General features: G+C 41.0%; 9 protein-coding genes. 8 read left to right on the plus strand and 1 reads right to left on the minus strand.

Going from position 1 to position 13136, the window contains the following annotated elements:
• The first annotated feature begins 140 nt into the window (after positions 1 to 140).
• The 3 genes from H5183_RS18260 (at position 141) to mutT (ending at position 4696) form a co-directional block, all read left to right on the plus strand.
• Positions 141 to 620, plus strand: a complete 480-nt coding sequence (locus H5183_RS18260; RefSeq protein ID WP_145236680.1) for a DUF721 domain-containing protein — start codon at positions 141 to 143, stop codon at positions 618 to 620.
• 431 nt (positions 621 to 1051) lie between these two features.
• Positions 1052 to 3760 (plus strand): preprotein translocase subunit SecA, encoded by a 2709-nt coding sequence (gene secA, locus H5183_RS18265; protein WP_182732376.1) that lies wholly within the window; start codon positions 1052 to 1054, stop codon positions 3758 to 3760.
• Between the two features lie 540 nt (positions 3761 to 4300).
• The gene (mutT, locus tag H5183_RS18270) at positions 4301 to 4696 is read left to right on the plus strand and encodes an 8-oxo-dGTP diphosphatase MutT (RefSeq protein WP_149980579.1); all 396 of its coding nucleotides are present in this window, start codon (positions 4301 to 4303) and stop codon (positions 4694 to 4696) included.
• 331 nt (positions 4697 to 5027) lie between these two features.
• Here the strand turns inward: mutT and H5183_RS18275 are convergent, their stop codons facing one another.
• On the minus strand, positions 5028 to 5216 hold the full coding sequence (locus H5183_RS18275) for a hypothetical protein (RefSeq protein ID WP_182732377.1): 189 nt from the start codon (positions 5214 to 5216) through the stop codon (positions 5028 to 5030).
• Positions 5217 to 5406: 190 nt separating this feature from the next.
• Between H5183_RS18275 and H5183_RS18280 the strand changes: the two genes are divergently transcribed.
• From H5183_RS18280 to H5183_RS18300, 5 genes are all read left to right on the plus strand, one after another.
• The gene (locus tag H5183_RS18280; protein WP_182732378.1) at positions 5407 to 5862 is read left to right on the plus strand and encodes an REP-associated tyrosine transposase; all 456 of its coding nucleotides are present in this window, start codon (positions 5407 to 5409) and stop codon (positions 5860 to 5862) included.
• A gap of 669 nt (positions 5863 to 6531) precedes the next feature.
• Positions 6532 to 8079 (plus strand): PAS domain-containing methyl-accepting chemotaxis protein, encoded by a 1548-nt coding sequence (locus tag H5183_RS18285; protein WP_182732379.1) that lies wholly within the window; start codon positions 6532 to 6534, stop codon positions 8077 to 8079.
• 237 nt (positions 8080 to 8316) lie between these two features.
• Positions 8317 to 10386, plus strand: coding sequence for a M13 family metallopeptidase (locus tag H5183_RS18290; protein ID WP_182732380.1), 2070 nt, complete (start codon positions 8317 to 8319; stop codon positions 10384 to 10386).
• A 711-nt stretch (positions 10387 to 11097) separates the two neighbouring features.
• Entirely contained in the window at positions 11098 to 11973 is an 876-nt protein-coding gene (locus H5183_RS18295; RefSeq protein ID WP_182732381.1) for an NTP transferase domain-containing protein, read from the plus strand.
• A gap of 49 nt (positions 11974 to 12022) precedes the next feature.
• The gene (locus H5183_RS18300) at positions 12023 to 13096 is read left to right on the plus strand and encodes a phosphotransferase enzyme family protein (protein WP_149980682.1); all 1074 of its coding nucleotides are present in this window, start codon (positions 12023 to 12025) and stop codon (positions 13094 to 13096) included.
• Positions 13097 to 13136 lie beyond the last annotated feature (40 nt).

Below are 13136 nucleotides of genomic sequence, written 5' to 3' on the forward strand. Positions count from 1 at the left end.
CTAATACCTAATACCTAATACCTAATACCTAATACCTAATACCTAGCACCTATTACCCCGTATCTTTCATTTCTCGAGGTAGCTTTAACCTTTGCATTCAATTAAACTCAGTTTCTTCAATGTAACTTTTGGTGTTTTGCATGGCTAAAGATAGATTCGCGCCAAAACCTTTAAACGATATTATGGCTGGCCTGAGTGGTCGATTGTCATCGTATGCAGGTAAAAGCCAAGCATTAGATAAACAACAAACTTTGTTAAGTGAATTTTTGGGCGCTAATTTAGGTGGAAAATGTCGCGTTAGTAATTATCGCGATGGTACGCTGATGATTGAGGCGGTATCTGCACCTATAGCACTGCGTTTAAACTACTTAAAAATGGATATGCTGTCACACTTTCGTAGTGCCGGTATGGCAGAACTTGGGCAAATTAAAATTACCGCTAATCCACAAGCCAGCCAACGATTAAGTCCAAATAATGCGTTAAAAACAGCTAACGCCACTCCCGCGAATAAATTAGCGATGAGTGAACAAACCGCTGATTACCTTAATGCGATTGCACAAAGTGCACCACCGTCACTAAAAGAAAAGCTAGAGCGACTAGCGAGGCATGGTAAAAAATAAAGGTTTTAGGCGCTAGGAAGAAATAGGCGCTAGGAAAAGTTTACCATGTATATTTAGTTTGCAACTGTATTGAAGAACCTAGAACCTAGAACCTAGAACCTAGAACCTAGAACCTAAGTTCTTATACTCCCCTTGATTTTCTTTTATCCACCTCCATATCTTCATAGTTAATATAATTTTATAGTCTTAATTAAAGTTATGTTTACGGCTTATTTTAAATTTTCTTGCAGAAAACTGATATCTTAACTACGCGATGGTTTGATGTTTCGCAGAGTCTGGTATAGTAGCGCACGTATTGAACGCTGTATTTCACAACGTTTCTCGAAATTGCTAATTAATATGTGCTCGTGTGAGTAATCTATTAATTAGTAATTATAAAAATGGGTTAGCTGATACTCGGCTAGCAAAGAACACATTGTAACGGTTTTATCATGATATCTAATTTATTTACCAAGATTTTTGGTAGTCGCAATGACCGCACTATTAAAAATTTAAGAAAGACGGTCGCGCTGATCAACGCGCTTGAAACGCAACTTGAAGCGCTTTCAGACGAAGATTTAAAAGCCAAAACAGCAGAGTTTAGAGAGCGTTACGATAACGGACAAAGTCTTGATGACATTCTACCAGAAGCATTTGCTGTGGTACGTGAAGCATCAAAACGTGTAAATGGTATGCGTCACTTTGACGTACAGTTGCTAGGTGGTATGGTTTTACACCAAGGCCGCATCGCAGAAATGCGTACTGGTGAGGGTAAAACTCTTACCGCAAGTTTACCAGCATACTTACGTGGTATCACGGGTAAAGGTGTTCACGTAATTACTGTGAATGACTACCTTGCCAAGCGCGATGCTGAAACTAACCGCCCATTATTTGAATTTTTAGGTTTAACTGTTGGCTGTAACGTACCGGGTATGATGCCGCAACAGAAAAAAGAAGCCTACGCCGCTGATATTACCTACGGTACCAATAACGAATTTGGTTTTGATTACTTGCGTGACAATATGGCGTTTAGCATTAACGAACGCGTGCAACGTCCACTTTACTATGCGGTAGTCGATGAAGTTGACTCGATCTTAATTGATGAAGCCCGTACTCCACTGATCATCTCCGGTCCTGCTGAAGATAGCTCGCAGCTGTATGCTGAAATCAATACCATAGTTCCGCTTCTTGAGTTACAAGAGAAAGAAGACGAAGAAGGTATTGAAGGCGATGGTGATTTCACTATTGATGAAAAAGCCAAGCAAGTTCATTTAACTGAACGTGGTCAAATTAAAGTTGAAGAATTACTGATTGAACGTGGTTTGATAGCTGAGGGCGACTCGCTTTATTCTGCTGCGAGTATTACCCTGCTTAGCCATATTTATGCGGCATTACGTGCCCATAAGCTGTATCAAAAAGACATTGATTACGTTGTAAAAGAAAACGAAGTAATCATTGTTGATGAACACACTGGCCGTACAATGGAAGGGCGTCGTTGGTCTGAAGGTTTACATCAAGCTGTTGAAGCAAAAGAAAATGTAAAAATTCAAAACGAAAACCAAACGTTAGCGTCAATTACATTCCAAAACTACTTCCGTATTTACGATACCCTTGCAGGTATGACCGGTACTGCAGACACTGAAGCATTTGAGTTTCAGTCAATCTATGGTCTAGATACTGTTGTTATGCCAACTAATAAGCCGATGATCCGTGAAGATCGCGCTGATTTAGTTTACTTAACGCAAGAAGAAAAATACGAAGCCATTCTAATCGATATTAAAGATTGCCAAGAGCGCGGCCAGCCAGTATTGGTGGGTACGATTTCAATCGAAAGCTCTGAATATTTATCGCAATTTTTACGTAAAGAAAAAATCAAGCACAACGTACTTAATGCTAAATTCCATGCCCAAGAAGCAGACATCGTTGCCGATGCTGGTTTACCAGGCACAGTAACAATCGCAACTAACATGGCTGGTCGTGGTACTGATATCGTGTTAGGCGGTAACTGGAATAGCGAAGTTGAAAAACTTGAAAACCCAACTGATGAGCAAATTAAAGCGATTAAAGAAGCATGGCAAATTCGCCATGATGCAGTAATTGCTGCTGGTGGTTTACATATCATTGGTACTGAACGTCACGAATCACGCCGTATCGATAACCAGTTACGTGGTCGTTCTGGCCGTCAAGGTGACGCCGGTTCAAGCCGTTTTTATCTATCGATGGATGACGCATTAATGCGTATCTTCGCTGGTGAACGCATGACTAATATGATGCGTAAACTAGGTATGCAACGTGGCGAAGCGATTGAGCATCCATGGGTTAACCGTGCCATTGAAAACGCGCAACGTAAAGTTGAAGCACGTAACTTTGATGTGCGTAAACAGTTGCTTGAATACGATGATGTAGCAAACGACCAACGTCGTGTTGTTTACTCACAACGTAATGAGTTGCTTGAAGAAGGCGATATTTCAGAGACGATCACGGTTATTCGTGGCGACGTATTGGGCAACACTATTGACCAATATATTGCACCACAAAGTTTAGCTGAAATGTGGGATATTCCGGGCCTTGAAGAGCGCTTAAAGCAAGACTTCTTAATTGAGTTACCGATTACACAATGGTTAGCTGACGATAACAAACTTTACGAAGAAAAGTTACGTGAGCGAATTGAAGAGTCAGTTGAGCAAGCTTACAAACAGAAAGAGCAACAAGTTGGCGATTCTGTACTTCGTCAGTTTGAAAAAGCAATCATGCTACAAAGCTTGGATCAACATTGGAAAGATCACCTTGCTGCGATGGATCACCTTCGCCAAGGTATTCATTTACGTGGCTACGCGCAGAAGAATCCTAAGCAAGAGTACAAGCGTGAGTCGTTTGAGTTGTTCTCTGAAATGCTTGAGAACCTGAAAATTGATGTAGTTAGTATTTTAAGTAAAGTACAAGTACGTGCTGAAGAAGATGTTGAAAAAATTGAAGAGCAACACCGCCAAAGTGAAAATGCTCCTCGTGAATATCAACATGAAGAAGTTGAGCACGTAGGCGGCGAAGCACCAAAAGGTGCGGTCGTAACATCACGCGCAGAGCCAAAAGTTGGCCGCAACGAACCTTGCCCGTGTGGCTCGGGTCAAAAGTTCAAACAGTGTTGTGGTAAGTTAAAATAACCAAATGTTATAATTAACAATTAAAAAGCGACGCCTGCGTCGCTTTTTAATTGTAAGGTTAAATATCAGGCGAGTGGCTTGCCACCGTGATGTTCAATATTGTATCGGAGTTTGTGCGTCAGCAAGCTTAACGCCTACGGTGTTAAATTGTATTCTGGTGTTTAATCAATTGTAGGCGAGTGGCTTGCCACCGCGATATTCAATATTGTTTCGGTGTTTTTGCGTCAGCAAGCTTAACGCCTGCGGGTGTTGCATTTTACTCTGGTGTTTAATTAATTGTAGGCGAGTGGCTTGCCACCGTGATATTCAATATTGTATCGGTGTTTGTGCGTCAGCAAGCTTAACGCCTACGGGTGTTGCATTTTACTCTGGTGTTTAATCACTTGTAGGCGAGTGGCTTGCCACCGCGATATTCAATATTGTTTCGGTGTTTGTGCGTCAGCAAGCTTAACGCCTACGGGTGTTAAACTTTACTCTGATGTTTAATTAATTACTTGTAAGCGCGGCTTTATGCCGCGCGGTTTTAATTAAGGTATTACGATGAATAAAAAAATTGTGCATGTAGCGGTGGGGGTTATCAAAGCAGATAACACACTATTTATCTGTAAGCGCCCTGACGATAAACACCAAGGTGGTTTGTGGGAGTTTCCGGGCGGCAAAGTAGAAGCTGGCGAAACCGTATTCGAAGCACTAAAGCGCGAGCTTCAAGAAGAAGTAGGTTTAACAATTAATAGTTCAAGCGAGCTGATGGTTATTGAGCATGATTATGGCGATAAATGTGTAAAACTCGACGTGCATTTAGTTACTGATTTTAGCGGCCAAGCCCATGGCGCAGAAGGCCAGCAAAGTGCATGGGTCGCGATTGATAAGTTAGACGATTACAATTTTCCTGCCGCCAACGTAGAGATTATCGAAAAAATAAAAGTGGATGTTTAAATTTACCTAGGCGAGTGGCTTGCCACCGCGTTTTTAAAATGTGTTGTGGTGTTTGTGCGTCAGCAAGCTCAACGCCTACGGGAGTTAAATTTTACTCTGGTGTCTAATTAATCACTTGTAGGCGAGTTGCTTGCCACCGCGTTTTTAAAATGTGGTGTGGTGTTTTGCGTCAGCAAGCTCAACGCCTACGGGTGTTAAATTTTACTCTGGTGTCTAATTAATTACTTGTAGGCGAGTGGCTTGCCACCGCGTTTTTAAAATGTGTTGTGGTGTTTGTGCGTCAGCAAGCTCAACGCCTACGGTGTTAAAGTTTACTCTGATGTTTAATTAATCACTTGTAGGCGAGTGGCTTGCCACCGCGTTTCAAAATGTGGTGTGGTGTTTGTGCGTCAGCAAGCTCAACGGCTAGGGTGTTAAATTTTATCTCGGTGTTAAATTTACTTTGATGTTTATTACTTACTTGTAGGCGAGTGGCTTGCCACCGCGTTTTAAATGTGGCTCGGTGTTTTTGCGTCAGCAAGCTTAACGCCTTCGATGTTAAGGTTTATCTCAGTGTTAAATTTTACTTTGGTGTCTAATTAATTATTTGTAGGCGGGTGGTTTGCCACCGCGTTTCAAAATTCCGTGTTTGTTTATTAAGAAAGCTCAATCTTTACTGGAGGGATCTCGATTAATTGCTATATTTACTTGTAGTTAATTGAGGGAAAGTAATGGTTGATACCAGTAAGCGGACTAAAGGGCGATGCTCGATAATTAATCATTATTACTCAGTTACAATTTGTACTGAAAATAGAATGCAGCTTTTTTGTGATTTTGATAGTAGCTGTTTAATTATGAGGGAGTTACATTTTTTTTCGCATTCGGGAAACCTTAAGACAATTTGTTTTTCATTAATGCCTGATCACTTGCATTGGCTATTTCAGCTTAGAAATACTGATGATTTATCCAAAGTTATTGGTCAATTTAAAAGTATTACTACGATTAAATTGAACCGTTATTTACTTTCTAGCGGAAAAATTTGGCAAGCTAACTTTTATGATCACAAGCTTAGATCTGATGACGATTTACTTAACCAAGCTAGATATATAGTTGCAAACCCGCTCAGGGCTGGCTTGGTTAAAAGTGTGGGTGATTATCCATTTTGGAATTGTGTATATTTAAACTAATCCCAGTACATCTAATCTACTCTTTCGTAATATGCCACCGCGTTTTAAATGTGGTGTGGTGTTTGTGCGTCAGCAAGCTCGACGCCTACGGGTGTTAAATTATACTTTGGTGTCTAATTAATTACTTGTAGGCGAGTGACCTGCCATCGCGTTTTAAAATGTGTTGTGGTGTTTTGCGTCAGCAAGCTCAACGCCTACGGTGTTAAAGTTTACTTTGGTGTCTGATTAATTACTTGTAGGCGAGTGGCCTGCCACCGCGTTTTAAATGTGGTGTGGTGTTTGTGCGTCAGCAAGCTCGACGCCTACGGGAGTTAAGTTGTACTTTGATGTTTAATTAATCACTTGTAGGCGAGTGGCTTGCCACCGCGTTTTTAAAATGTGGTGTGGTGTTTTGCGTCAGCAAGCTCAACGCGTACGGGAGTTAAATTTTACTCTGGTGTCTAATTAATCACTTGTAGGCGAGTGGCTTGCCACCGCGTTTCAAAATGTGGCGTGGTGTTTGTGCGTCAGCAAGCTCAACGCGTACGGGTGTTAAATTTTACTCTGGCGTGTAATTAATTACTTGTAGGCGAGTGGCTTGCCACCGCGAAAAGAGTTGTTTTTTTAGATAATTTGGTGTGCTGTGCTTTTTAGACTATATTTTAAGCGAGGATAATTTTAGGAATAAGCATGCGCGAGAACCTTCCTGTCACGAAGACTGAAAGAACATTTCCAGATGATTCTAAGCTCATTTCTGTAACAGACTTAAAAGGTCAAATTGTTGATTGTAATGATGAGTTTGTAGCCATTAGTGGTTTTACTAAAGAGCAATTAATAGGTCAGCCCCACAATATTATTCGTCATCCAGATATGCCCTCTCTTGCTTATAAAGTTATGTGGGAGCATTTAAAAGCTGGGAAGTCTTGGATGGGCTTAGTTAAAAATCGTTGTAAAAATGGTGATTTTTATTGGGTTGATGCTTATATAACTCCTGTGACTGAGGGTGGTAAGGTCACGGGTTATGAGTCGGTGCGTTCTTGTCCTAGCAGAACTGATGTTAAGCGGGCGGAGGCGCTATATAAAAACATAGTAAAGAATAGCAAACAGCTAAGTTTGCCGATTGCGGTGGAAAATATCGCTTTGATTATTGTCACTATTGCATCAGTGTTGTTATTTACTATGGGTTGGCAAAGTCCGGCATTATTGCTTTTTATTGCTGCTATTTTAGGTTATGCAATATGGGGACTAGTAGCCAAAAAACGTATGGTTAATGCACTTTATGAAATGTTATCAGGGGCATTTTCTCATTCACTGGCGGTTAGCAGTTACACTGATGACACGGGGGAGTTGGGTCATTTAAAAGTGGCAATTAAAAGTCAACAAGCACACTTAGGAGCTGTGATCACACGGATTGAGAATGAGTCAAAAAGAGTGTCGCAGCAGTCAGATATTGGTGAACGCTTAACCAAGACCATGCTTGATAAAATTGAGCAACAGCAAAATGAAACCATGCAAGCTGCGGCGGCAATGAATCAAATGGCCACCACGATTGCTGATGTGGCAAAGCATGTTACTGATACCGCATCACATGCTGATATTGCAAACGAATTGACTATTAAAGGCGGTCAAATTGCGAATGCCACACAGCAAGCTATTGAACAGCTCCGCGATACTGTTCTTGAAATCAGCGAATCCGTACAGCGAGTTTCTGAGCAAACCAAAAATATTGCCGAAGCTGCGCAAATAATCGAACAAATTGCTGAACAAACCAATTTATTAGCACTCAATGCCGCCATTGAAGCTGCGCGTGCTGGTGAGCAAGGGCGTGGCTTCGCAGTGGTAGCCGATGAAGTTCGTAATTTAGCTAAACGTACTCAAGATTCCACTAAAGATATTTATGACATAGTGAATGAATTAACAACACGGGCTACAAGAGCTGTCGATGTTGCAGAAAAAGGTGGTAAAAATGCCCAGCATGGTCTTAATCAAGTGCTGCAAAGTAGCGAGATGCTTCAAGGTGTATCTGAAGCTGTAGGTGAAATTGCGAGTATGTCGACCCAAATGGCGACTGCTGTTGAACAACAATCACATGTTGCTGAGGACGTGAATCAGCAAATTCTTCGCATTTCAGAGTTAGCTAATTACAGCTTTACTGATGCAAAAGATACCGCTGAGGCTATTTCATTATTAAAAACAGTATCGGAGGCGCTGCACGAGCTAGTGGTAAGGTTTAAATAATCAGCCTGAGCTTCGGATAATAAATTAATACGTTTGTAAGTTTTTTAATCCAATCTTAGATAATCAATGACTGCTAAAGCAGTGTGATAGATAACCGTATTAGAGTTTTGATACGAATTGTTACATATTCGATTTTATTGTTGCTCCGATGAGGTTTATGATGGGACCAGAGAGCAGCTTATTATTAAGCTGCTTAAACGGTTTGTATTATCAACAATAATGATTTACGGGATTCCCATGAAAAAAATATCGCTCACTGCAGCAAGTATTGCACTTGCGCTGGGCCTAGTTGGCTGTGGTGAACAACAAGATGTTAAAGCGCCAGAAAGCAATGCTGTTAGTGAAGTGAAAACAGCTCTTAATTCAGGTATTGAATTAGCAAATATAGATAAGTCGGTCCGTGCGCAGGATGATTTTTATTATCACGTTAATGGTCAATGGTTGGCGACGACTGAGATCCCTGGCGATAAATCAAATTACGGTTCATTCTCACAATTGTATGATGACTCTCAAGCCGCAATGAAAACAGTGCTTGAACAAGCGGCTGCTAATACAGCTGCTAAAGCTGGAACTGATGAATATAAGCTAGGTGCGTTCTTTAAGAGTTACATGAATGAAGCCAAGCGTGATGAATTAGGTATAACACCGCTAAATGGCCCGTTAACTGCTATTGATGGTGTTAAAAATAAGTCTGATTTAGTCGCACTTATGGCGCAAATACGTATTCAAGGTGGCGCGGTGCCATTTGGTTGGTATGTAAATAATGATGCTAAGAACTCGAGTGAAAATGCATTATATGCGTATCAATCAGGCCTTGGCTTACCGGATCGTGATTATTATTTAAAAGATGACGAAAAGTTCACTAAAATTCGTGCCGCGTACCACGTTTACATTGCTGACGTTCTAAAACGCGCTGGTGTAGAAAAAGCCGATGAAGCTGCTAAAGCAATTATTGCACTTGAAACCAGTATTGCTGATGCACAGTGGACGCGTGTTGAAAGTCGTGATGCTACAAAGTCTTATAACAAAATGAGCGTGAGTGATGCAAGTAAGCTAACAGGTGAGTTTGACCTTGCTGAATACTTCAAAGCGTCTGGTGTAAATGTACAAGATATTATCGTCAGTCAGCCTAGCTACTTTGAAAAATTTGCCGATATTTATAAAACGACAGATCTTGAAACGTGGCAACAATACCTTAAATTTCATTTAGTAAGTAACTATGCAGGTATATTAGATAAAGATCTGGTTGATTTAAACTTTAACTTTTACAGCACCACATTGCGCGGCGTAAAAGAGCAAACTCCGCTTTGGAAACAAGCCGTTGATGCATCAAATGAAGTGTTAGGTGAAATTTTAGGAAAAGTGTACGTTAAAGACAATTTCCCGCCAGAAGCAAAAGCGCGCATGGAAGAGTTAGTTGATAACGTGATCAAAGGCTATGGCGTTGCGATTGAAAACCTAGAGTGGATGAGCCCTGAAACCAAGCTTGCTGCGAAAGAAAAGCTCGACAAATTTACCCCAAAAATTGGCTATCCTGATAACTGGAAAGACTATTCACAGTTAAGCATTAATGCGGATGATTTAGTTGGTAACTATATTCGCCATAGTGAATGGGCTTATGCCGATATGATTGACAAGCTAGGTAAGCCAGTGGATCGTTCTGAATGGCACATGACACCACAAACAGTCAATGCTTACTATAACCCGGTGAATAACGAAATTGTATTCCCTGCGGCAATTTTACAACCACCATTTTTTAACTTAGAAGCTGATGATGCGGTTAACTACGGTGCAATTGGTGCGGTAATTGGTCACGAGTTAGGGCATGGTTTTGATGACCAAGGTGCTAAGTATGATGGGGATGGTAATTTACGTGATTGGTGGAGCGAGTCAGACCTTAAACAGTTTGAAGAGCGTACTGGTCAGTTAGTTGCACAGTATAACGAGTATCAACCATTTGCAGATGCCAGCGTTAATGGTCAATTGACCTTAGGTGAGAATATTGGCGATTTAGGTGGCCTAACGGTTGCTTTCACTGCTTATCAGTTATCGCTAGGTGGCGACAAAGCGCCAGTGATTGATGGTTATACCGGTGATCAGCGCTTTTTTATGGGTTGGTCGCAAATTTGGCGTCGTAAATACCGTGACGAAGAGCTACGTAACCGCCTAATGACAGATCCGCATTCACCAAGCCATTACCGCGTGATCGGTATCTTGTCGAATATGCCTGAGTTTTATCAAGCATTTGACGTTAAAGAAGGCGACAAAATGTATATCAAACCAGCTGATCGCGTAAAAATTTGGTAATTAGTTTTTATTAGTTTGATGATTAAACGGTGGCTTAGGCCGCCGTTTTTGTTTTGAAGGGGGAGTAAAAGGTTAAAGAGAAAGGGGCTAGGTGCTAGGGAAGTGACTAGGAGCGCGTTGCTCGAAGCCCATGGCATTTACCCTCATTGTCTTCTCTTTGTGCGTCAGCAAGCTTAACGCCTACGGGTGTTAAATTTTACTTTGATGTTTAATTAATCACTTGTAGGCGAGTGGCTTGCCACCGCGTTTCAAAATGTGGTGTTTTGCGTCAGCAAGCTCAACGCCTACGGGAGTTAAATTTTACTTTGATGTTTAATTAATTACTTGTAGGCGAGTGGCTTGCCACCGCGTTTCAAAATGTGGCGTGGTGTTTGTGCGTCAGCAAGCTTAACGCCTACGGGTGTTAAATTTTACTTTGATGTTTTAATTAATTACTTGTAGGCGAGTGGCTTGCCACTGCATTTTAAATGTGGCGTGGTGTTTGTGCGTCAGCAAGCTTAACGCCTACGGGAGTTAAATTTTACTTTGATGTTTAATTAATTACTTGTAGGCGAGTGGCTTGCCACAGCGAAAGGTTAAAAAGGTACTGGATGCTAGGGAAGTGACTAGGTGCTAGGCTAGAACCTATCCCCTAAAACCTAGCTCCGATAGCTAGATCTGGCGGTTGAAACTGGTAAACTCAGCTTTATTAAACGTTAAAGCTGATTAAAAATGAAAAAACATCATCTAAGTTTAGTCGTCCTCGCGGGTGGCTTGGGCTCTCGTTTTGGTGGCAATAAACAAATCGCTGAGATTGCTGGGTTGGGTTGTACCATTATGGAGTTGAGTATTGCTGATGCTGTTGCCGCAGGAGTAACTCAGGTTGTATTAGTGATCAATCAGGCTGTGCGCAGCGAGATTGAGCAAGTGATTTTACCGCGCTTACCAACGGGGATTGATGTTGTGTTGGTTGAACAACGCATTGATTTAGTGCCAGAACAATTCCAATTACTTGCACAACAGCGAAGTAAGCCTTGGGGCACCGGGCATGCTTTATTATGCGCTAAAGATCATGTTCATAACCCCGCGATCGTCATCACAGCCGATGATTATTATGGCGCGTCGTCATTTTTATTACTCGCTGAACATTTTAAAAACCTGACTAGTTGGGCTATGGTGGGTTACCCAATTATTGATACTTTGTCAGATCAAGGAGGGGTGAATAGAGGCGTATGCCAAGTTAAAAATAACCAATTAATTGATGTTGTTGAGTATTTAAATATTCAGCACGAGAACGGTCAAATAATGGGTGACAATCCGCAGGGGCTCCGTGAGAAAATTGCCGTGGATGCGTTGGCATCAATGAGTTTTTGGGCAATTACGCCAACATTTTTTGACTGCCTAGAAGCAGGCTTTGACGAGTTTCTGCAAAAGTATGACAACGGTGTCAGAATGGAGTATTATTTACCCGATCAAGTTCAACAAGCGATCACATCTAATCAACAAATAGTTACCATATATACCGCAAAAGAGTCGTGGTATGGAGTGACTTATAAATCAGAATTACAGGATGTTACAGGTAAATTATATGAATTACGTCACGGATGAACTAGCCCCGATCTTGCCTTTTCCAGGGCACAACAATAGCGAAGTAAGTATGAAGTCAAATTCCATTGCGGTTTACTTGTCTGAGAGTTTTGGTCTTGGTAGTGAAAAAATCAGCATGAAGCCAATTGGTAGTGGTCACATAAATAGCACTATGCTATTAACTGCACCAAAAAAATCATTAGTTGTTCAAAAACTAAATACCGAGGTTTTTCCTGAACCAGATATGTTAGTTAAAAATGCTCGTTTAATTGAACGTCATTTAACTAAAAAACGTCAATTAGGCGAGTATGATTTAGCAATCATCCGCCATGTTCCTACAGTTGAAAATAACTATTTAGTTGATTGTGATAACGGTGTTTGGCGCGCACTCGAATTTATTGGCGGCAGTTATAGTGAAGATGTAGTTTTAAATACTTCACAAGCGCAAACTGCAGCCAATGCATTTGGTCAATTTGCTGTTGCTTTAGAAGATTTTGATGCCAAGCAACTACATCATGTTATTCCTGATTTTCATAATTTAGCGATGCGCGCTGAAAAGCTCAAAGCTGTGGTTGCAAAAGATCCACAGCAGCGCTTAGCCAGCTGCCAAGCTGACGTTGATTTTTGTTTCGCGCAATTTGGCTTAATTGATGAGCTTAAAGCATTGACGGGCATTGTACCGGTTCGACCATGTCATAATGATACTAAAATTAATAATATGCTGTTTTGTAATACATCAAATGATGCCAAAGCAGTGATTGATTTAGACACCTGTATGCCTGGTTATTGGTTGTATGATTTTGGTGATATGGTGCGTACTTTTTGCTCTCCTGAACAAGAAGATTCAACGGATTTAGCTAATGTATGTGTGCGTGAAGAGATTTTTGCAGCGGTAGTCAAAGGTTATGTAGAGCCTTTGAAAGACTTGATTACCGAACAAGAAAAACAAAGCTTTTGGTTAGGCACTAAAGTAATGACCTTTATGATTGGCCTACGTTTTTTAACTGATTACATTGACGGTGATCATTATTTTTCAATCAAGCATGCTAACCATAACTTAGAACGTGCGCAAAATCAGTTTGCTTTATATCGTGATATTCTCGCAAAAAAAACCACGCTTAAAGCTATTTTAAGAGATGTGTGATTTTTTAAGTTAAAGGGCTAGGTGCTAGGTTACTTCTAGC

This window comes from Pseudoalteromonas sp. SR44-8 (genome assembly GCF_014163635.1).
In the GTDB taxonomy this organism is placed as follows: Bacteria; Pseudomonadota; Gammaproteobacteria; order Enterobacterales; family Alteromonadaceae; genus Pseudoalteromonas; species Pseudoalteromonas rhizosphaerae.